25 protein-coding genes and 4 tRNA genes are annotated in these 18,752 nt (G+C 46.8%); 8 read left to right on the forward strand and 21 right to left on the reverse strand.

Annotated features, from left to right (window positions below; all coding sequences use genetic code 11):
- Position 1 precedes the first annotated feature (1 nt).
- The 15 genes from MPF33_03210 to argC form a co-directional block, all read right to left on the reverse strand.
- Complete coding sequence (locus MPF33_03210; GenBank protein ID MCI2414254.1) at positions 2-1,123, reverse strand: ATP-binding cassette domain-containing protein; 1,122 nt, start codon at positions 1,121-1,123, stop codon at positions 2-4.
- Positions 1,084-1,668: a hypothetical protein gene (locus tag MPF33_03215; protein MCI2414255.1), complete on the reverse strand. Its 585-nt coding sequence runs from the start codon at positions 1,666-1,668 to the stop codon at positions 1,084-1,086. Before MPF33_03215 ends, MPF33_03210 begins: the two co-directional genes overlap by 40 nt.
- Positions 1,665-2,228 carry a hypothetical protein gene (locus MPF33_03220; GenBank protein MCI2414256.1) on the reverse strand — a complete coding sequence of 188 codons (564 nt, stop codon included), beginning with the start codon at positions 2,226-2,228 and terminating at the stop codon, positions 1,665-1,667. The genes MPF33_03215 and MPF33_03220 overlap by 4 nt, the downstream gene beginning before the upstream one ends.
- 242 nt (positions 2,229-2,470) lie before the next feature.
- On the reverse strand, positions 2,471-3,385 hold the full coding sequence (locus MPF33_03225; protein ID MCI2414257.1) for an NAD-dependent epimerase/dehydratase family protein: 915 nt from the start codon (positions 3,383-3,385) through the stop codon (positions 2,471-2,473).
- 247 nt (positions 3,386-3,632) lie between these two features.
- Positions 3,633-3,728 (reverse strand) — tRNA-Lys (locus MPF33_03230).
- Between the two features lie 231 nt (positions 3,729-3,959).
- On the reverse strand, positions 3,960-4,238 hold the full coding sequence (locus MPF33_03235) for a hypothetical protein (protein ID MCI2414258.1): 279 nt from the start codon (positions 4,236-4,238) through the stop codon (positions 3,960-3,962).
- The gene (locus tag MPF33_03240; protein ID MCI2414259.1) at positions 4,235-4,621 is read right to left on the reverse strand and encodes a 30S ribosomal protein S8e; all 387 of its coding nucleotides are present in this window, start codon (positions 4,619-4,621) and stop codon (positions 4,235-4,237) included. The genes MPF33_03235 and MPF33_03240 overlap by 4 nt, the downstream gene beginning before the upstream one ends.
- A gap of 38 nt (positions 4,622-4,659) precedes the next feature.
- Positions 4,660-5,433, reverse strand: coding sequence for a polyprenyl diphosphate synthase (gene uppS, locus MPF33_03245; GenBank protein ID MCI2414260.1), 774 nt, complete (start codon positions 5,431-5,433; stop codon positions 4,660-4,662).
- On the reverse strand, positions 5,415-6,458 hold the full coding sequence (locus tag MPF33_03250; protein ID MCI2414261.1) for an N-acetyl-lysine deacetylase: 1,044 nt from the start codon (positions 6,456-6,458) through the stop codon (positions 5,415-5,417). Before MPF33_03250 ends, uppS begins: the two co-directional genes overlap by 19 nt.
- A complete protein-coding gene (locus MPF33_03255) occupies positions 6,406-7,569 on the reverse strand; it encodes an aspartate aminotransferase family protein (protein MCI2414262.1) in 1,164 nt (387 codons plus the stop codon). The genes MPF33_03250 and MPF33_03255 overlap by 53 nt, the downstream gene beginning before the upstream one ends.
- Complete coding sequence (lysX, locus tag MPF33_03260) at positions 7,566-8,417, reverse strand: lysine biosynthesis protein LysX (protein MCI2414263.1); 852 nt, start codon at positions 8,415-8,417, stop codon at positions 7,566-7,568. Before lysX ends, MPF33_03255 begins: the two co-directional genes overlap by 4 nt.
- Positions 8,414-8,584, reverse strand: a complete 171-nt coding sequence (locus tag MPF33_03265; protein MCI2414264.1) for a sulfonate ABC transporter — start codon at positions 8,582-8,584, stop codon at positions 8,414-8,416. The genes lysX and MPF33_03265 overlap by 4 nt, the downstream gene beginning before the upstream one ends.
- Positions 8,585-8,651: 67 nt before the next feature.
- Positions 8,652-9,077: an Lrp/AsnC family transcriptional regulator gene (locus tag MPF33_03270; protein MCI2414265.1), complete on the reverse strand. Its 426-nt coding sequence runs from the start codon at positions 9,075-9,077 to the stop codon at positions 8,652-8,654.
- Positions 9,074-9,862, reverse strand: coding sequence for a [LysW]-aminoadipate/[LysW]-glutamate kinase (locus MPF33_03275; protein ID MCI2414266.1), 789 nt, complete (start codon positions 9,860-9,862; stop codon positions 9,074-9,076). Before MPF33_03275 ends, MPF33_03270 begins: the two co-directional genes overlap by 4 nt.
- A complete protein-coding gene (gene argC / locus MPF33_03280; GenBank protein ID MCI2414267.1) occupies positions 9,862-10,911 on the reverse strand; it encodes an N-acetyl-gamma-glutamyl-phosphate reductase in 1,050 nt (349 codons plus the stop codon). Before argC ends, MPF33_03275 begins: the two co-directional genes overlap by 1 nt.
- A gap of 60 nt (positions 10,912-10,971) precedes the next feature.
- Between argC and MPF33_03285 the strand changes: the two genes are divergently transcribed.
- Positions 10,972-11,394 carry a hypothetical protein gene (locus MPF33_03285; protein ID MCI2414268.1) on the forward strand — a complete coding sequence of 141 codons (423 nt, stop codon included), beginning with the start codon at positions 10,972-10,974 and terminating at the stop codon, positions 11,392-11,394.
- Here the strand turns inward: MPF33_03285 and MPF33_03290 are convergent.
- Positions 11,374-13,170 carry a DUF87 domain-containing protein gene (locus MPF33_03290; protein MCI2414269.1) on the reverse strand — a complete coding sequence of 599 codons (1,797 nt, stop codon included), beginning with the start codon at positions 13,168-13,170 and terminating at the stop codon, positions 11,374-11,376. The genes MPF33_03285 and MPF33_03290 overlap by 21 nt on opposite strands.
- Before the next feature lie 43 nt (positions 13,171-13,213).
- Positions 13,214-13,801 (reverse strand): 6-phospho-3-hexuloisomerase, encoded by a 588-nt coding sequence (gene hxlB, locus MPF33_03295; GenBank protein MCI2414270.1) that lies wholly within the window; start codon positions 13,799-13,801, stop codon positions 13,214-13,216.
- A gap of 157 nt (positions 13,802-13,958) precedes the next feature.
- Here hxlB and MPF33_03300 point away from each other — a divergent pair, with 157 nt between their 5' ends.
- Positions 13,959-14,234 (forward strand): hypothetical protein, encoded by a 276-nt coding sequence (locus tag MPF33_03300; GenBank protein MCI2414271.1) that lies wholly within the window; start codon positions 13,959-13,961, stop codon positions 14,232-14,234.
- Positions 14,221-15,012, forward strand: coding sequence for a hypothetical protein (locus MPF33_03305; protein MCI2414272.1), 792 nt, complete (start codon positions 14,221-14,223; stop codon positions 15,010-15,012). Before MPF33_03300 ends, MPF33_03305 begins: the two co-directional genes overlap by 14 nt.
- Here the strand turns inward: MPF33_03305 and MPF33_03310 are convergent.
- Positions 14,972-15,844, reverse strand: a complete 873-nt coding sequence (locus MPF33_03310) for a hypothetical protein (protein ID MCI2414273.1) — start codon at positions 15,842-15,844, stop codon at positions 14,972-14,974. The genes MPF33_03305 and MPF33_03310 overlap by 41 nt on opposite strands.
- 21 nt (positions 15,845-15,865) lie before the next feature.
- The gene (locus tag MPF33_03315) at positions 15,866-16,171 is read right to left on the reverse strand and encodes a hypothetical protein (protein ID MCI2414274.1); all 306 of its coding nucleotides are present in this window, start codon (positions 16,169-16,171) and stop codon (positions 15,866-15,868) included.
- A gap of 133 nt (positions 16,172-16,304) precedes the next feature.
- Here MPF33_03315 and MPF33_03320 point away from each other — a divergent pair, with 133 nt between their 5' ends.
- Complete coding sequence (locus tag MPF33_03320; GenBank protein MCI2414275.1) at positions 16,305-16,538, forward strand: hypothetical protein; 234 nt, start codon at positions 16,305-16,307, stop codon at positions 16,536-16,538.
- A 37-nt stretch (positions 16,539-16,575) separates the two neighbouring features.
- Positions 16,576-16,650 (forward strand) — tRNA-Val (locus MPF33_03325).
- A gap of 488 nt (positions 16,651-17,138) precedes the next feature.
- Here the strand turns inward: MPF33_03325 and MPF33_03330 are convergent.
- Both MPF33_03330 and MPF33_03335 read right to left on the reverse strand, forming a co-directional pair.
- Positions 17,139-17,282 (reverse strand): hypothetical protein, encoded by a 144-nt coding sequence (locus MPF33_03330; protein MCI2414276.1) that lies wholly within the window; start codon positions 17,280-17,282, stop codon positions 17,139-17,141.
- Entirely contained in the window at positions 17,255-17,443 is a 189-nt protein-coding gene (locus MPF33_03335) for a hypothetical protein (protein MCI2414277.1), read from the reverse strand. Before MPF33_03335 ends, MPF33_03330 begins: the two co-directional genes overlap by 28 nt.
- 195 nt (positions 17,444-17,638) lie before the next feature.
- On the opposite strand from MPF33_03335, the gene MPF33_03340 reads away from it, so the two are divergent.
- The 3 genes from MPF33_03340 (at position 17,639) to MPF33_03350 (ending at position 18,549) form a co-directional block, all read left to right on the forward strand.
- Positions 17,639-17,711: transfer RNA gene (locus MPF33_03340), tRNA-Asn, on the forward strand.
- A gap of 229 nt (positions 17,712-17,940) precedes the next feature.
- Positions 17,941-18,198: a hypothetical protein gene (locus MPF33_03345; GenBank protein MCI2414278.1), complete on the forward strand. Its 258-nt coding sequence runs from the start codon at positions 17,941-17,943 to the stop codon at positions 18,196-18,198.
- A gap of 217 nt (positions 18,199-18,415) precedes the next feature.
- Positions 18,416-18,549, forward strand: a tRNA-Trp gene (locus tag MPF33_03350).
- Positions 18,550-18,752 lie beyond the last annotated feature (203 nt).

Genomic DNA, 18,752 nt, shown 5'->3' on the forward strand with positions numbered 1-18,752 from the left:
TCTACTTTTTTTCCAAGTTTACTACAGTATCGCACAAGCCGATTATGTCCTCGTCGTGAGTGGCTATTATAACAGACCTGCTTTCTTGAACTAGTAAGTCTATCATCCTCTGAAAAGAGATTAGTGACTCCCCGTCCATCCCAGTGCTCGGCTCGTCCAGTGCGATCACTTTGCTTCCAGAGGAAAACGCGGAAGCTATTAAGACCCTCATTTTCTCCCCATAGCTCAGAGCGTAGGGGCTTTTTTCCGCCTTATCTTTTAAGCAAAAGAGTTCCAATGCCTCATCCTCCTTCACTTCCTCCCTTACCGTGGCGTGGAAGAACTGTAGGTCTGGGTTCTGGAATATGACGAACGCCTTCCCCACTAGGCCCTTTAAGGTAGTAGTTTTGCCAACGCCGTTTTTTCCCACTAGGCAGAGAACTTCCCTTTCCCTTAGCTTTAGCGTTATCCCCTTAGCCTGGAATTCTAGGACAACCTCTCCGAGCGTGGCATCCCTCTCTCTCGTCAGCTTGAAGCCCCTTAGGCCTTTAGACCTCAAAAAGGTCTCGTCGTACAGCTTTTCCCTAGATATCTCTGCCACCTTTCCCTCGTCAATTAAGTACACCCTGTTTACGAGGTCCCTTATCTCCTTTGTCCTGTGCTCCGCTATCAAGGAGCCTAATGGCAAGATTTCCTTTACCATTGAGACTGCTTCCCTGTCTAAGTTTGCAAACGGCTCATCCAATAGGATGTACTTCGGCTTAGAAATTAGGACGCTGGCTATGGCGTACCTCTTCTTGTAACCGTCAGATAGTTGGAGAAACTTCTTGTCCATGTACTCGCCCATTAGCCTTTTAGCTAAGTTTGCGTCCACCGCATGGAACTTACTTATTAGCCTTAGTTCTTCCTTAAACGTCTCAGCCAATACCTGCGAGTAGGGCTCTTGGAGGACGGCCGAGAGTTTTGAGTAGTCCCTAGTTGAGCAGAAATCCTCTCCGTCCACTGAGATCCTAGACGTCCCGTCACATAGCACAGACCTAATGATGGTAGTCTTTCCAGCACCGTTTTTGCCAAGTAAGCCCACCCTTTCCTTGTCCCCTACCTCTATTGTCCCAGATATAAGTGTAGGACTAATGACGAGCACAGCGATGCTACCCCCATAATTAATACGATCACGTCATAACGCGAGGGAAACAGGTTTACCTTTCCGGAGTACTTTCCGAAGAGCTTGACAGTGTAGGCCACATATAGGTTTTCTGCCACTTTAAGCATTTCCACAATAATAGGCCTAGAGATCTTGACTGGGTTGAACTTTTCGTTCCTTGCTCTTATGTTAAAGAGCACTTGCATTGCAAGATCGTAGAAGTATGGATAATAGGAAAGGGCCACTACTATTAGCACCCCTTTCTCACCAAACAGGTCCAGAATAGTCGACTTATCTACGATGTCGCTTAGGACTATGAACAAGTTAATGTAAACCAAAGCCCTCAGCGTGAATACGTAGAGGTACTCTCTAGAGGTCACGTCTAGTATTAAGAACGAGATGGAGGCAATAGCTAGATCTATCAAGATAACGAGCTTCCTGCGCACAAGGGCGGATGTGACAAGGAAGGGGACTAGAGGGTAGTAAAGCGAGGAAACTACTATTAGGCCGAGGAACAAAAGGGAGTAGAAAAAACTAGACTTCAACGCAGAACCCCGGACCTAACTAGGTAAGAACCAATGTAATAAGATGCTATTCCCATTATACCGCTCTCAACGAAGTAGATCGCTCCGAAGAGTAGCAGGTACTTACCCAAGTCTATTATATGCGGTACCCCTAAAAACAGAAAGCCGAAAATGACGCTCAAGAAGCCTATAAGCCCACCGGCTAATGTAGTGTTAACCATAACTGCCTTGAAGCCCCTGTAACCTACACCCCACGATACTAGCTCCACAATGGGCCCCACCACGAGGAAAGTTACTGAAAGGAATGGGAGTATTAAATAGAGCACGGCGCTGATCAGGGAAATGAGGAGAATGCCGTATTTCCTGTTTATCGCTTGGATCCCGACAGATATTATAATCAAGGGTATTGTCAACGTCACTATTGGATCAAGAAAGACGCCAAACACGCCTACAGTATAGGCACCAAAACCCAGAGCCATGGCCGCAGCGACCGCATAGGAGGCTACGGAGAATATGGCCGCGTAGATTACAGCCCTTTTGTCTATTGCCACCTTGTTTTTCTCTGCTTTCTTCTCGGTCATATATGAGCTTTTCGCGTTATATAAGAAAAATTTTTCTTCACTCCTTTGTCTGAAATGCCATAATATATCCTACATATGCCAGAAAAATAAGGAAAATTAAAATGATAGAGAAATTTATTATTTTGAGCACAAAGGGGGAAATATTTACTCCAGCAAACCTTATGCTTAAGCCTAAGAAGATTATCTCAAAGGATAAAATAATGAGGAATACGGATAGGAGCATTAACGCAATCCCTAGGAGTCTAACCCTTAATGCCATTTAGTACATCCCTCGTGGCCAGCCTAATGGCCTCTTCTGAGGAATACATGGGGGACCAGCCAAATCCCCTTAATTTAGAGATGTCCAACAACATAAACCTCACGTCTCCCTTCCACCCCCTTCCCTCACCTCCATCCACGTATACGTGCTTTGGCCTAAGCCCCATCTCCTTTTCCACTATTCTGGCTATTTCCTCAACCGTGATCCAGTCCTCGTTACCCACGTTAAACGTTTCGTACTTGTCCTTTACGAACTTTTCCAAAGTAAATATGGCGTTAATCAGGTCCGAGATGTAAAGGTAGCTTTTCTTTTGCTTTCCATTGCCGAGGATCTCGAGCTCTTGGGGGTTCTTCATCAGCTTTCTAACGAAGTCCACTACTACGCCGTGTGACATCCTTCCACCAGTTATGTTTGCGAGCCTTAACGTTATCCCTTGGATGCCGTAATTAATGGCGTGGTACTCTACGATTTCCTCTCCCATTAGCTTAAAGAGGCCGTAATTGGAGATGGGCGTGCCATCAAAGTCCTCAGGGGTTGGAATCCTCAACGTCTCTCCGTAGACCGTGGAGGAAGAAGCGAAGATCACCTTTTTAGCGTCGTATTGCCTAGCCATTTCCATAACGTTTAAGGTCACTAATACGTCCCTCTCAAAGTGCTCCCTTACATCAAACATGGATGTCCTTACGTCTGGGTTAGCAGCAAAGTGGTAGATAGTGGAGTCCTTCTCGATTTCAGGGTACTCCCTTCTAAGGTCTACCTTTATTACCCTTGACTTGGGATTAACATAAGAGCCATACGAGAAGTCGTCCAGAACCAACACATCTTCCCCTTTAGAGACTAACGCGTCTACCATATGGCCCCCAATGTATCCAGCTCCTCCTGTGACTATCGCGGTCATCGAAGTAGAAATTAGACCGTCAGATAAATAGTTTAACTATCGCCCTAAGCTTTCAAAAGGGTAAAGCATCTAACGAAGTACTAAGATTGCTGGGAGACGAGTTTTGCAGAACGCCAGTCCTTACGCTATAGCCATCACATGATCTATACCATTTGCACTTATTAAGCGCAAATAATACAAACTCCCTTTATCATCAAAACAGTCCAACTACTTGTCGGCTATGTGCTCCAGAAAACTAGGATAAAGGTGGCGGGCCCGCCGGGATTCGAACCCGGGACCTACGGGTGCCCCCCTATCCCTTAGGTTAAGAGCCCGTCGCTCTACCTGGCTAAGCTACGGGCCCACGATTTCATTATGACCACATTTAATATATAAAGTAAACGGGAGTAGAGAAGAGACTTGAGGACTCCGTTTTCCATGGAGCTGTAGTCATTACTGACGCGAACCTAAACCTCCCCTTAGTCGTCTAAAGACTTATCAGATAAGGTTGGCAGATTTTCCCTTCGCATAATCTCCCTAGACCAGAAGTTAAAGGGGAATTAGAAATAAGAAAACTTCTCTCTTTACACTAAACTCACTTTTTAGGTTGTGACTGAATATACTCCATGATCTTCTTAATTGTCTGACGCTTACTTCCTAGCTTGTCCACAATGACAACTCCTTTGATCTTGCTAGCCGGGTGAACCTTTTCTACGTACTCAGGGTTTAGACCGAGCGCTCTTGAAGCGTTAATTATATCGGTGACGTTAACCTTTACCTTCTTATTATACCTTCTTCCCTTGCTCCTGCTGCTGGCCACGAAATAAGCTAACCATATAGATACCTTTTTCCCTTTGTAATCCCTGTTCGTCATTGCTGTATCAGCAGGGCGTTCACTACTCCGTCTTGCCCTGGCCTTGAAGTTACAACAGCTACGCCCAGCTCTGTCCTTATCTTAGATCCCTTAACTATAATTCCCCTTCTCGCGTATTCCTTATTGGCAGGAGTTTCCAAAACAGCTAAAACCTTAACCTTCTTTGCCGTTTTAGCGTTGGGATCTACCACGTTAGCATAAGTCGCGTACTTAAGCTTCACCTTTAGGTTACCACCAAACCCCCTAATTATTTCCCTCTCTTCCTTGTCAGACAGCTTAGTCTCAGTGGGGGGACTACCCATTTCGTGCTTTCTCCTCTTCCTGTGGACTCCCTTAAGCCCCCCAGAGATTTTCCTAATGTCGTTACCTTGGTAAACTCCCATTACTTATCCATGGTAAATAAGAAAATGGGTAAATAAGATTAAGCTCCGAAATTCCTCTTTCTTCTCTGGTAGGACCTTATTGCCCTCCAGAGGTCTATCTTTCTGAACTCCGGCCAATAGGCCTCGCAGAAGAAGAGCTCGGAATAGGCCATGTGCCAGAGGAGAAAGTTGCTTATCCTCATTTCCCCAGAAGTCCTGATCACCAGATCTATGTCTTCCAACTCGCTATCGTAAAAGTACTTCTTGAACAGCTCTTCGTTTAGTTCGCCGACGCTTATCAAACCGCTCTTGTAATCCCTCAATAGCTTCTGTACGGCGTCCAAGATCTCCTGCCTCCCCCCGTAACATATAGCGAGGGTTAGCCTCCTCTCGCTGTAAACGGAAGACTTTTCCACAATTTCTGAAACTAAGGATCTTAGGTCGTTGGGGAGCTTCTCTAATTTACCTATTGCCCTTACCCTAACCTTGTACTTAGGGACGAAGTACTCTGTAAGTAAATCCTCTATACCCTTCTTTATGTAGCTGAGTATCGCGTTAAGCTCCACTTGCGATCTCCTCTCGCAGTTCTCAGTGGAGAGGGCGAACACAGTCACGTTCTTTACCCCTAGCTCTAGAAGCCATATTAAGACCTCCCTTAGTTTTCTATAGCCCAGCATATAGGCGTCGGAGATGGAGGAGTTGTTCTGCCTCGCCCACCTCCTGTTACCGTCAGGGATAATGGCGACGTGAGAAGGGATGGGCCCGTTCTTTATTTGGCTCCAGAGATACCTCTCATATACGGCGTAAACTGGCTTCAGAATTGCCTTGAGCATAGTTCTTCTATTGCGTTTAGATAAGTTTGAATCCCTATATATATTTCATCGAGAGTTATTTTCTCAAAATCAGTGTGTTCTAACCTCGAATCGCCAGGGCCGTAATTCACTATGCTCTCCGTAATCGCCTTTAGTATGTTCATGTCGCTTGTTCCCCCCTTTCTTACGAGGGAGGGCTTTAGACCCTGCTTTAGGAGGCCTCTCATCACCGCCTTGACAGCTGGGGTGCTAGGGGAGACCCTTACGGGCTCCACGTGTTCGGTTACCTCAACCTCGCAGTTGGTAAATTCGCCTCTTATTTTCTCTACAATCGAGTCCAGGGAGTAACCGTATGGATACCTCACATCAAAGTGCAGGTATAGTTCTGAGGGTGTGACGTTCGCCCTGTCCCCTGCCCTTATTATGGTGGGTACTATTGAGGGCTTGTCGTAGCTAGAGGGTAGAGTGCTTATCACCTTTACTTTGTCAGCTACCTCTAGAATGAGGTTCTTAGTAGACGAGGAAGAGTGTTGTGCCTCCCCTTTACACACAACGTCTAAGTGTGCTACTCCCCTGTACTCCACTACCACGTTCTTCGTATTACTTGGCTCCCCCACTATCACGTGCTCGAACTTCATCCCGCTCTTCACTAGTTCCCTCGCGCCTGCGCTCTTGTTTTCCTCGTCTGAGAGGGCAGCAAAAGTCACTTTTCTCCCTTGCTCGTTTGCCAGCCACGTGGCTAAAAGCATGGTCACCAGTGGGCCCTTGTCGTCAACGGCCCCCCTACCGTACACCGCCTCTCCTTCTGCACTTGGCTCCATGTATCCCGGTACAGTATCCACGTGGGACGCCAAAAGCACCTCATTGCCCTCCCCTAACAAATAGGAGTTAGTAGTGGTCACCTTGAGGGGGAGGTTTAGATCCCTGGAGACCTTTTCAAAAAAGCTCCTTGCTTTCCCTTCCTCGCCAGAAGGAGTATAAATTGAGAGAATCTCAAGAAGAAGAGATTTTGCCCTCTGTTTCAGCGATTCCTTTTCTAAGTGCATTTAAAGCCCACTCCATATCCTCCCTGTTGATCATAAATGGTGCTAAGAACCTTATAGTTGTTACTCCAGCTTTTATGGAGAGAACCCCGTTGTCCTGCATCACCTTTATTGCTTTTCCTGGATTTAGCCTTAGGTCTACCCCTATCATTAACCCTAGTCCCCTGACCTCTCTTACAGACTTAAACTCGGACAGCGACTCCCTAAGCATCCTCATGAACATCTGGCCCTTTTCCCACGCCTGCTGGGGTACGTTGTTCTCTAGGAGTACTTTAACTGAGGCCGTGACAGCCGCGGCAGCCATTGGGTTACCGCCATAGGTAGTTCCGTGGTCGCCTTCTTCTAGCTTCTCCGCTATCCAGTCCGGCATAAAGGTAGCGCTTACAGGGAACCCGCCGCCTATTGCCTTACCCGCGGTCATTATGTCCGGAGTTATGCCGAAGTGTTGATGAGCCCACACCTTTCCAGTCCTTCCGAAACCCGCTTGTACCTCGTCTACTATCAAGAGCACACCCTTCTCCTGGGTTACCCTTCTTAGTTCCTTCATAAATTCCTCTGTTGCCGGGATTACACCGCCTTCTCCTTGTACTGGCTCCACTATGACAGCCCCAGTACTTTCATCAATCTTCTTTAGTTCCTCAACGTTGTTAAACTCAAGGAACTCCACGGGACCAGGGAGGGGCTCAAAGGGCTCCCTGTACTTTTTGTTCCACGTTACTGCTAAGGAGCCAAAAGTCCTCCCGTGGAAGGAGTTCTTGAAAGCCATAACCTTCTTCCTTCCAGTAATTTTCCTAGCCGTCTTTAGCGCTAACTCCACCGCTTCTGTCCCGCTGTTCAGGAGGAACACGTTATCCAAGTTGCCAGCCTTAACCTTGTGTAACTCCCTTAGCATCTCCTCCCTTATTGGAGTGTCAAATGCCGTGGTTAAGGTCATTATCTGAGACATCTGCCTCTCTAGGTACTCTACTACTGTCTTATTGTTGTGACCGAGGAAGGCCACGCCGTGACCTGCGTGGAGGTCGAGGTACTTGTTACCCTTGTCGTCCCACACATATTGTCCTTCTCCCTTCACTATCCTGAGGTTCCTGCTGGAGTAGAACTTTATCATTTTCATTTCCTAATCCACTCCTCGAGCTTTCTGATCAAGTATTCCGATAGGTTAAAATTGTTTACCCTAACTGTGTTTTTATATTCTGGAACTCCATTTACTTCACCCACCAAATAGCCCCTGTCTTTGTCCTCGAAGACGTCTATGCCCAAGAAGAACCCCCCCATGACTTCCTTAACCTTTAACGCTAACTCCCTTAGTTCTTCGTCTATCTTCAACGGTTCTGCAGTTGCTCCAAGCGCTGTGTTAGTCCTCCAGTTCCTTGAGTTAACCCTGTATATTCCTACGGGCGCCTCGTCCCCCACGACGAATATCCTTATGTCCCTGTCCGGCTTCTCCACGAACTCCTGGACGTAGTAAACGTACTTGTAGGGCATCGTAGTGTACTCCTGGTACTCGAAAAGGCTCCTCAGCGAGTCCTCGTTGTCTGCCTTAGCTACCATCCTGCCCCAACTACCTTCCACTGGTTTCACTACCACTGGGTACCCCAGCTTGTTAGCTATCTCAAACGCGTGTTCCCTAGAGAAGGCTATGCCAGTCTTGGGCACAGGGATGCCGTGTCTAGCTAGGATGGACGTCGTAACAAGCTTGTTTTCGCACCGCATTAACGTGGAGGAGTCGTTGACGACTTTGTAATTCAGGCTCTCCAAGATCGCCGACGTGGAAAACGCCCTACTGTGGGAGGTATTCCTCTGAATAACCACGTCCATACTCGGAAGATCGTTGTCCTCTGAGAAAAGGACGTAAAAATCCTTGGAAAATAAAGGCACTACCTTATGACCTAGCCTCTGGGCCTCGTGGAAGAGATTCTTCTCCTCCCACCTGGCTAGGTCGTACGCTATGCCTAAAATCACTCTCCCCAGTCCTCACCTACTTGCTCCGCTAACCTAAGGGCTAACCTACCTTTGTCGTTATATACCTCAAGTTGGGCTCCACATTCGTGCTCTACTATTTCCCCTGGCAAAGCGTCGTCTGGGACGTTTACTGTTCCTCCACAAATGGGGCATTTTAAGGATACCATATTGGGTCAAGTATCAAATATACAAGTAAAGTGTTCAAAAGCTTATATGAAAATAAGTAGTTCGAACTTAAAACCACGTACGAAGTATTATAGTACTGTTAGTACCTATCACACCCTGAATGCTCCTAATCTCATCTATCGTTTTATTGATTGAGGCTATGTTTATTCCCCTCACTATGACTATGATGTCGTAGTCCCCAGTGGTCTCGTAAACAGTTTCCACGCCCGAGATCTTAACTATCTTCTTGGATATCTCAGGGGTGGGAATCTGCGGAGTAGACTTGACCATCACAATTGCCTTCACTTCGTTCTCCAGCTCGTATTCTATGGTAAACCTCTTGATGACGTCCTGCCTTATCAACTTCTCTATTCTTTTCCTAACCGCAGCCTCGCTTATTTTAAGTTCCTTTGCTATGATAGTATAAGGTGTCCTAGCGTTTTTCTTTAGAAACTCCAATATCTTTAGGTCCTTGTCGTCTACCTTGGAACTCAAACTATCACCGTTCCGTTTCCTTTTAACGCGTTGTTTATTGCGTCTTCTATTTTTCCAGAAGATATTATAACCTTGCCTACTCCTGACTCCACAGCCTCAGCTGCCATGAGTAGTTTCCTGTTCATACCTGCCCCAACATTTTTCGACATCTCCTTTGCCTCTGTTACACTCATCTTGGGAACCACCTTGCCTTCAAATAGCACACCCTCTACGTCGGTCAAGAAAACTAGGGCCTCGGCCTTGACCGTCTTTGCTATACTAAAGGCCATTTGATCTCCATCAACGTTTAGGAGAGTGTTCTCCTCTAAATCGACAGCTAACGGCGCTACAACTACGCTGTCCACACTTGAGAAGAGGGAGACTATGTAGTCTGAGTTAACTGAAGTAATTTTGCCCGTGTAACCCCCTTCAATGATCCTTTTCCTTCCCCTCTCGTCTATGATGACTATTTTCTTCTTCCTCTGGGCCATAACTGAAGGTCCGTCCGCCCCTGTAATCCCTATAGCCTTCTTCCCCTTGCTGACTAAGCCTGTAACTATTCTTTTATTAATTAAGTTCATTACCATGATAAAGACTTCCAGTTCCTCCTTGCTCGTGTACCTGCTTCTTATTCCCTCAGGGGAGGTCACAAATACTGGCTCTACTCCAATCCTCTTGGAGTACTCGGATACTATGTCCCCGCCCCCGTGGACGAATACGACCTTTTCGTTAAACTTGCTCAGACTGCTAACTAACTGCTCAAAGTTGTCCCTTATTACCCTTCCACCTGCTTTTACGACTATCATTATGCAGGCCTCAGTGGAGGTAGTCTTAGTCCCTCGTCCTCGCTTAGACCGTTGGAGATGTTAAAGCTCTGCACTGCTTGTCCAGCAGCGCCCTTCATGAGGTTGTCGATTGCGGCAAACATAGTCAGTCTGTTGATTCTGCTCTCAACAGCGAAACCTACGTCGGCAAAGTTGCTACCTATTACGTACTTCGGGTCTGGGTACGGATGAACGTTTCCCCTTATTATTCTTATGAACCTCCTACCGCGGTAGAACTCGGCTACTCTCTTCCACACGTCCATCTCCTTTAAGGGAGTGTTCGTCCAAACGTGAGCTGAAGCTAAAGCACCTCTTACACTGCTCACTGCATGGGGGATTATGCTGACCTTAACTTCTTTTCCAGCTAACCTACTAAGCTCCTGTTCGGCCTCCGCTGCATGTCTGTGCCCCGTAGCCTCGTAAGGTCTAATCGCGTTCTCCCTCTCTGGGTGGTGCGAACCTTCGTGTGGCTTAGCTCCTCCCTCACTACTTGAGACCTTCACGTCGCTAATGAACCTAAGATCGCTCGTGATACCGGAGGCCACTATCGGGGCTAGGGCAAGTATCGTAGCTGTGGCGTTACATCCAGGAGACGCTATTAGCTTTGCGCCCTTGAGCTCCTCATAATGAAGTTCAGGCAGGCCGTAAACCGCCTTTTTGAGGAGATCTGGATATGGGTGCTCTATGTCGTACCAGACCTTGTATAACTCCGGGTTCTTTAGCCTGAAGTCTGCGCTGAGGTCTACCACTTGCAACCCCATTTCAAGTAGCTTAGGTACGTAATTCAGCGATATAGTGTGAGGTAATGCTAGGAACACCGTGTCCGCCTTGTCCCCTATCTTGTCGAGCGAAAAGTCGCTGAAGTTCATGTTGTAGATTCCCCTTAAGTTAGGGTGTACTAAGGAGATGGGCTTGCCTGCGTACTCCCTCGATGTTACCATCGTAACTTCGACTTCCCTGTGGACTGCGAGTATTCTTAGGAGCTCGAGCCCCGTGTAACCGGAACCTCCGACAACTGCTACTCTTATCATTTAATCAACAAAGTCAAAACTCAACTTATAAATAATAATGAATTCAACTACATTTTAATGATGGAAACCAACACCGACGAGCTTAAGAAGTTTCTAGAGAGCAAGATAACGTCACTTAAAAAGGAGTTGGAGTACTACGAGTACTTACTGAGCCTAGTGGAGTCCGGTTACGCTCCGGTCAGAGGTAACAAGGGGAGCATAGACTCTATAAAGAACAGGAGGGGGGAAATCGTCGCTGAGGTCTACTTTACTCCGCCAATAGCTAAGATAGTAATGAGGAAAAAGTTGTCGTTGCACAGGGCTTATCTCAACGCCCTCAGTAAGATCCTGGATGACTCCAAGGCTACTGACAAGATAGATTATAACATAGTGTTCGACAACGATGCCATTAAGGAAATAGCCATCAGTAACGTAAAGGAAGACCTTACCCTAAACAAGATCAAGACGGCGATCCAAGTAATACTAGACAGGGCCAGCAGTTAGCACGTGTAATTTAACGATCAATGGCCTGGGGTCTCCCAAGAACCTAACTAGCGCTTCCCCCCTTCCCATGTAGGAGAGCCTAAGCTCAACATCTTGGTCGGTTATACTAGCGAACCTCTTCACAGTATCGTTCCAGAACTTCTTGTCCCCGTTATTCATCACCACAAGCAGTCCCACGTTGTCTAAGTAGACGTTCACCAGATCCCCAAGGTCCTCCACGTTCTGCGTTGCCATAAGTAGCGATATTCCGAAGCCTCTTCCCCTCTTTACAATGTCCGACACAATTGGATACTCCTCCCTCTCGTTCCTTAATATGGTCCAGGCTTCGTCTACCACTAAAACGGCCCTAAGTCCCTCGTCAACAGTGGAGGAATACTTGTTGTAGAAATCCTGTAGCACAGAGAGTATTATTAATCTCCTCAAGACCTCTGACTTAATAAGGCTTAGGTCTATTACGTTAACTCCCTGCGAGATCTGATTAAGCAACGGGGGACCTTCGTGATCCGCCACCTTAACCATTTCGATGACCTTTGACAAGACGAGGAAGGTGACTTCGTCGAACTGGTCTTTGGCCCTTTCCTCCACCAGGTCCCAGCTCAACTTCTGCATTTTTCCCGAGGCGTATTCCTCAAATATGGAGTTAAGGAGGTGAAAGATTATTGAACTGTATACCCTGTCCAAAGAAAACGAATTCGTTATAATCCTCTCCAGCTGTATTGCCCTTAGCGTGTAGTGTACGGAGTTTAGCTCCAACATCGATATACTATACAGGAGAGGGTTCAGCAACTTGAATGGAACCTTCCTCTCCTTTAATCTCCTCTTTATGTCGCCCTTTACGTCAAAGAACAGTACTGGAATAGATTCTTGCAACGCTATTTTTGAGCCCATGGAAATGAGGAACTCGGTCTTTCCAGAACCCGAGGGCCCTATGACTAACGTGTGAGGGTTTTCAGCCTTTTCCATGTTCCAGAAGACGGGCATGTTCCTCTCAATGTCGTTACCTAAGTAGACTCCCTCCGACCTCACTTCCAGCTCTGGTAGCTTCTCTACTGAAAAGGGCGTAAGAAAAGGGACTTGCAATGAAAGCGCCGTGGAACCGCCCTTGAGCTCCCTGAGCAACAGGAGGTCTAGTATATCAGCTCTACTAGCCTGTCTAGCCTTAAGGCCTAGTCCTTCTAGTCCTCTGATTATAACCTTGGAAATCTGCAACGCCTCTTCCTTGCTCGACGAACGCACTAGGACAAAGATGACGTATTTGAAAGGAATCTCGCCCTCGTTAAGCCTTTCCAAGATGTTGTTTACCAGTTCTAACTCACTCCTAGCCCTAGCGTTTGAGGGGTCTGATTCAATAATCACTCTCAAGTTCTGAGCCTTATTAATGAGCTTTTCCTTATATTTTCCTATGTCCACATGTTTTTTCCTAAAGATTATGTCCACTTGCTTGCCAACGTTCACTACCTTGTAAAACGACACGATGAGGTTCTTGAGGCTTAGTTCCGAGACGTCTCTGTAGCTTACCGGAACGTCGTATACCTCCACGACGCTTATGTACTCGTTCCCGCTAATAACTAGTCCCTCGTCTACCTCAACAGCTAGAGCCGGCCTAGACTGCCCCAGAAACCAAAGCGAGCCTAAGTCTATGAGTCCTCTTTTGACAAGGAGAATTAAAGATATCGCGGAAAGCAAAAGGAAGAACAGATCCTTATAGACTACGGCTAAAATTATGGGCAGGACAATGACTACAAGGAACGACAACTTCTCCTGATTTACTTCCATTGATAAAGATAAGGAATAAAAAAGAGCGTGGGCGGAGCGAAAGTTACAGCTCTATGTTAGCGTGGATCTGCCTCAAGTCTTCCTCGGACTTCTTTAACCTTATCATGAGTTCCGCGACCACGCCGTCCAAGAATATCTGAGTGGTGTCCTCAAATAACGTACCCAAGGGTGCTAGGGGTTCTGTTATGCCAAGTATCTGCCTTGCGAAGTAGTCCTCGTTCTTGGAGTACTTTGTCCTCCCAGGGATCTCCACTACTACGTCTGCAATCCTGCCTATGGGGCTGTCGGCGTAGCTCGTTATGGCGACCAGCGTGGCCTTGGCTTCCTTTGCTGCCTCAGCGGCGGTCTGTATAAGGCGAGTTTTTCCAGAGCCCGATATGGCTATAGCTATGTCCTTTTCCCCTATGGCAGGTGTAATGGTCTCGCCCAACACGTAGGCGTTGTAGCCCAAGTGGAGAAGCCTCATCGCAAACGCTCTACCAACGAGCCCACTCCTTCCAGCCCCCATTACGAGGACTTTGCCATTCCTATGGGTCTTGTAGAATTCCTCCAGGAGGTCTATCATCTTCTCTACTTGTTCGGGCTTTATTAATCGAACTCCCCTAATTATGAACTCAGTTATATCGTACATGGTTTTTAAGCTGAGAGGAAGGTTAAGAAGGGAGGGGGAAGATGACAAGTATTTTTCGACCAATTCCAAATATCGGAAATGAATTTTTAAATCTTACTATGGATTGACAGAATAACATTTTAAGAATTGCTTACCAATCAATGTCACTAAGGTAAAAATGGGTAACAGATGGACGCCGAAGTGGAAAAAAACTGAAATCGACGTCGACGGAAAGAAATACGAGGTCTGCTACGACGAAGTGACCAGGCTCTACGCGTGCCCCATGTGCAGTCCCGTTTGCCTAAACGGCGGTATTCCAGATCACGGAAGCTACTTTTTCCACCAAGCCGATCTAGTGAAGCACATAAAGGCGCACAAGTACAGCCTATGGACGAAGAAGAGACCGGCAGAAGCGGAGGAGGAAGAAGAGGAGGAAGAAGGTGAAGAAGATTAGAGTAGCTGTAGTTGGAGGATTTACTGTTGACGAAATAGTTGAGGGTAACAAGGTAGAGGAAAGATTAGGCGGGTCCGCGCTCTACACTTCCCTTGGAATTTACAGGGCTGGAGGGACGCCAGAGGTCTTCAGCGTAATAGGGAAGGATTTCAAGTTCGGCGTACCGGAGTTTATAGTCGAGAGAAAAATAGAGGTACGTGAGCACAGCATAAGGTTTAGGATAGTAGTTCAAGGAAATACTAGGCAACTTGTGCTCGTTAAGAAGGTCCAACCCATAAGGGTTAACCCAGAGGACCTCAACGACTACGACGGAGTAGTGATTAACCCGGTATGTAGAGAGGTGTACCCCAATTTTGACGTAAATAAGAGGATAGCCCTTGACGTTCAAGGGCTAATTAGGGACTGCGTTGAGAACAAGCCCGTAACCTTAACCAAGGCGTCATTACCGCCGAACAAGAACTTTCACGTATTTCACGCCAACGACGAAGAGCTTGACAGCTCTGGGTTGTCAATAGATGACTTGTACGCTCTTGGCTTCAGCGAAGTTATAGTCTCCCACGGCTCCAAGGGTTTTACTCTGTATTACCAAGAGAGGAAAAGGGACTTTGTGCCCTCGGTACAAGGAAACGTAAACGTAGGTAATGGCGACTTCCTGTTAGGGTATTACTTCACTAAGAGGCTTGAGGGACTAGACCCGATTTCGGCCTCGGAGAACGCCCTTAGGGCCTCTGAAGACTTCAGCATTTACGGGCTTGCTCTATTGTCTCTTCTACGCTGAGGTTACTCCACAGCCCTAACCTCCCGCAGAACTTTACCCCCTCGATGTCCATCTGTGCAGGAGCCCCAAAGAGGATCGCCTCCTTAACGACCAAGGTTCTGTAGCCGAGGACCTGGTCTTTAGTCGCTATCCTTAGCCTCTTCAGATCCCCAAACACCCTGTAGCTGTCCGGGTACCTCTGGTTCCTTTTAAAGAAGGCGTACACGTAATACACGTCAAAGTCCTCATGTCCAACCTTAATAACGTGAGAGAAAGAGACCCCAGAGTTGCCGTTGACGTAGACGTTCCACTCGGTCTCCCTATGTGGTAACAACAGGATCAACTCGTATAGGGAGACGTAAGAGAGTGGCTCTTTTACCCCTAGCATCTTGTCCATTTCTATCCTGGAACCGGTGACGTAGAGCGTATCGTACTTAATCACGCTCCCTTTATTTGTTATCACCTTCCTCTTGTTGACGTCGACCGCTGTAGGGTAAGCGTAAAGGACCCTGACGTTTGCAGTTAGCTCGGAAGTCACGTCCCTAACCAAGTAGAGCTTTCCCTCGAAGTTAAGCCAAGACGGCAGTTCTGTGCACTCGTCGCACACTTTCTCTTTAAGGTGTTCCTCTTTTTCTACGACAACTTGTGGTACGAATTCCTCAAACGAGGGCGACTTAAGGACCCTTTCAAATACCTCTTTTTCCCTAACCAAGATAGGAATCGTTGGGGTGTGAAACTGCTGAAACGCAATGTGGACGAGTCCACCTAGATAAGGCTGTCTCTCTAGGATTAGAGCTCCCTTATCTCTAGCAAGGATAAGGCCAGAAAGACCTCCGCCTATTACGATGTCCATTGATTTAAAGTAGGCGGTTAGCTAATAAACTGACACTCCGTCCGCAAAAGAGTTGTTGCTAGTGAGTAGGAACCTGAAGTCGCCCCTACTGTCGACGACTTCCCCCTTTATTAATTTCGAGAGCTTAGCTCGTGCTTCTTCTTCAGTGAGGAAGTCAAAGACGACCCTCCTACCGTTCACTTCCAGCGTCGGGTACTGGTGGTCGTAAAGGAGGTCTACCTCTTCGTCTATGCCTATTTTTTCCTTAAAGGACCTACTTAGCTCGTAAATCATGGACACTAGGTTCATATCGCCGTTAAGCCCATGTATCACTTTTACGGTTAACATCTCAGAATAATAGCTCTAGTGGGAGTGCGTATAAAAAGCGTGAAATCCGATATTACTAGCCCTAAAACCGCTAACAATGTGGAAAACATGAAGCACAACAATGGATTTATTCGGCCTTTCTGTAAGTTAGCTCATGAGGTCAGTCGTTGGCCCAACAATTTCCCAAAAGGCAGGCGTTTTCTACATAACCGACGACTACGAAGACGCACTACAGTCATACGAACTCGCGAAGAAAATGTACCCGGACTTTACGATAGTGCTGGCAGACCTCTCCAAGGCAGAGGGTAGGATAGCTGCGACAAATATAGACCCAGACCTAGGAGACTTCGAGAGAGGTTACGCTATAATAATTCTGGTACCGGGCTAACTTTTATAAGCAAAGCCATACAATATAGATTACCGTTGGGCCCGTAGTCTAGCCTGGTTAGGACGCTGCCCTCACACGGCAGAGGTCCTGGGTTCAAATCCCAGCGGGCCCATATGGGGAACACCCCCACACTCCCGTTGCTTTTTTCAAGGTTATGTACGTCTAGACAACCTCAATTAAGGGACCTACGTAAGCTTCCTTTACCTCACCGTCCACGTTCTCTAGCTTATACACGTAATATTTACCGATACAAAGTTGCCTACGGCGCTAATTTCCCTTGCCCTCTACGAGGTCTATTAGTTTTCTGCTTAATAGGATGACGCCCCAGATAGAAGTACACCCAGGCTTCTCAGGGCACAGTAGGCCTTTTGCTCTAGTTCCTTCAGGGCTTTCAGCACGTACGGCCTGCTCATCTTTGCAAATCTGACCTCCTCCTCGCCCTGCGAGGGTTCTGCATAGGTCTAAGGCGTTACTCCCCTTTAAGGGAGATACCCCGTGATGTGAAGAGAAAGGAAAGAGCCAAAGCGTTGACAATCTTCCTTTTTCATAATGTTTAACGCACTGTTGACGTCGCTGTGAAGTTTACGGCCAAAAGGACAGCTATCGACACCCCTTGGAATTTCTGTCAACCTTAACGTTATGGAAAGCGCAGAAACGCGAGGTATTGTACTCAATCACTAGGTACGTCTTTATGCCGTATTCGTAAAACTTGTTCGCTATAGCGCCAACTTGCGATAAGACCAAATTTGAAGTGAACTTGTTACCCTTATCCTAGGAATGAAGTAAGGATAGCCCAAGTAAACCGTGGAGACGCCAAAGACCACAAAGTCTTGGTGAGGTGAGATGCTAAAGTTCTGTAAATGAAGAAGCCCACGGTAAAGCCTAGTGAATAATCTTTCCCTCAACACCTCTTCCCTATCACTTCTTTGGACCTTTTCTGTCTCGCTCTTCAACTTGTCGAGTTCGCGATCCTCTCCTGAAAATAGAAGTTCGCTCTTAACGAGAGAACCACATGCAAACGTATAATCGAAAGCTGGTTGTTCTCCTCATCTGAAGAAACAGAGAAAACTTTTTAGGATCTCAAGGAGATGGTCATAGGCGCCGGAGTAGCTCAGCTGGAAGAGCGCCCGGCTGTTAACCGGGCGGTCCGAGGTTCGAATCCTCGCTCCGGCGCTGTAGGGGACTCCTATATTCTGCTGGTAAAGTAGGACGTTAAGACCCTGTCTGAGGAGTCTCCATGTAAAGCTCACCTTTCCTTCTTTTTCCTTCAAAAAGGGTAAATGTCATACTGGAGCCGTCTTTGTCGTACCTTGAGCACCTTGACAGAGAAAATCCTGCATCTCTTTAACCTAAGTCTCCCTATTTGTGACGTAAATTTAAATGGGCTGTAAGCCAGCTCTCTATGTCGTTCCCTACGTTTATAGCAATAGCGTCGGCGCTAGTAGTGGAGTGGACTGCAGTTACCCTTGAAGAAGGCATTTCTCAAGCTGAGCAAAGGGCAAAGGAGCTGAAGGAAATGTACGATAGAGCAGTCAAGGAACTTACTGGGAGTTCCCCACCTTATACTAATCGTTACGCGTATGACCAGTGGTGGGTGTACAAGAGCAATGTAGAGCGCTGTGCTCAACAAATAATACTAGATAACCCAGAAATCACCTAAGATGAGCTAAAGCGCGAGATAGAGGGATGCGCCCACACCCCTACTTAAGTTTTCTCCTTTTTAGCCATGTACATAACTTACTAACTCCTTTTATTAGATGGACTAGCAATTGTAACATTGTTTGAAGGACTCAAACCAAAACGTTCTTGACATGCTACGATGAGCGAAAAAACTTTATTACTCTTCCTCAGATATTGTAATTTAGATGACGTCTAATGGGCCCATAGCTCAGCTAGGTAGAGTGCTGGGCTCCAGATGAAAAACATTGGGTCTAGAGACCCGAAAGGGGATGAGCGACATCTGGAAATCGGAGAGACCCAGTGGTCCGGGGTTCAAGTCCCCGTGGGCCCATTATATTTCAAAGAATAAATTATTTCTACTTTATGTTTTTTCAAGAAGAAAGGATTCGCTCAACGACCTTGGAGTTAAGTATAGAGAACTGGATTAACTCCCTTTATCTTTTGAGAATTCAGACTTTACCCTTTACGACGACTGCCTCAAGAAAGCCTTCTTATGAGTCGTGGCTTGGCAAAAAGAAATATAACTTAAGAATT

It is taken from the genome of Candidatus Aramenus sp. CH1 (genome assembly GCA_022678445.1).
Classification (GTDB): domain Archaea; phylum Thermoproteota; class Thermoprotei_A; order Sulfolobales; family Sulfolobaceae; genus Aramenus.

Bases quoted from the DNA above. Each gene is read 5' to 3' on its own strand.
- MPF33_03220 (MCI2414256.1), bottom strand. From the start codon at position 2,228: ATGACCGAGAAGAAAGCAGAGAAAAACAAGGTGGCAATAGACAAAAGG.
- MPF33_03225 (MCI2414257.1), bottom strand. From the start codon at position 3,385: ATGACCGCGATAGTCACAGGAGGAGCTGGATACATTGGGGGCCATATG.
- MPF33_03235 (MCI2414258.1), bottom strand. From the start codon at position 4,238: ATGACGAACAGGGATTACAAAGGGAAAAAGGTATCTATATGGTTAGCT.
- MPF33_03240 (MCI2414259.1), bottom strand. From the start codon at position 4,621: ATGGGAGTTTACCAAGGTAACGACATTAGGAAAATCTCTGGGGGGCTT.
- uppS (MCI2414260.1), bottom strand. From the start codon at position 5,433: ATGCTCAAGGCAATTCTGAAGCCAGTTTACGCCGTATATGAGAGGTAT.
- MPF33_03250 (MCI2414261.1), bottom strand. From the start codon at position 6,458: ATGCACTTAGAAAAGGAATCGCTGAAACAGAGGGCAAAATCTCTTCTT.
- MPF33_03255 (MCI2414262.1), bottom strand. From the start codon at position 7,569: ATGAAAATGATAAAGTTCTACTCCAGCAGGAACCTCAGGATAGTGAAG.
- MPF33_03265 (MCI2414264.1), bottom strand. From the start codon at position 8,584: ATGGTATCCTTAAAATGCCCCATTTGTGGAGGAACAGTAAACGTCCCA.
- MPF33_03275 (MCI2414266.1), bottom strand. From the start codon at position 9,862: ATGATAGTCGTAAAAGCAGGTGGAAGGGTAATAAGGGACAACTTTGAG.
- argC (MCI2414267.1), bottom strand. From the start codon at position 10,911: ATGATAAGAGTAGCAGTTGTCGGAGGTTCCGGTTACACGGGGCTCGAG.
- MPF33_03285 (MCI2414268.1), top strand. From the start codon at position 10,972: ATGGAAACCAACACCGACGAGCTTAAGAAGTTTCTAGAGAGCAAGATA.
- MPF33_03290 (MCI2414269.1), bottom strand. From the start codon at position 13,170: ATGGAAGTAAATCAGGAGAAGTTGTCGTTCCTTGTAGTCATTGTCCTG.
- hxlB (MCI2414270.1), bottom strand. From the start codon at position 13,801: ATGTACGATATAACTGAGTTCATAATTAGGGGAGTTCGATTAATAAAG.
- MPF33_03300 (MCI2414271.1), top strand. From the start codon at position 13,959: ATGGGTAACAGATGGACGCCGAAGTGGAAAAAAACTGAAATCGACGTC.
- MPF33_03310 (MCI2414273.1), bottom strand. From the start codon at position 15,844: ATGGACATCGTAATAGGCGGAGGTCTTTCTGGCCTTATCCTTGCTAGA.
- MPF33_03315 (MCI2414274.1), bottom strand. From the start codon at position 16,171: ATGTTAACCGTAAAAGTGATACATGGGCTTAACGGCGATATGAACCTA.
- MPF33_03320 (MCI2414275.1), top strand. From the start codon at position 16,305: ATGAGGTCAGTCGTTGGCCCAACAATTTCCCAAAAGGCAGGCGTTTTC.
- MPF33_03345 (MCI2414278.1), top strand. From the start codon at position 17,941: ATGTCGTTCCCTACGTTTATAGCAATAGCGTCGGCGCTAGTAGTGGAG.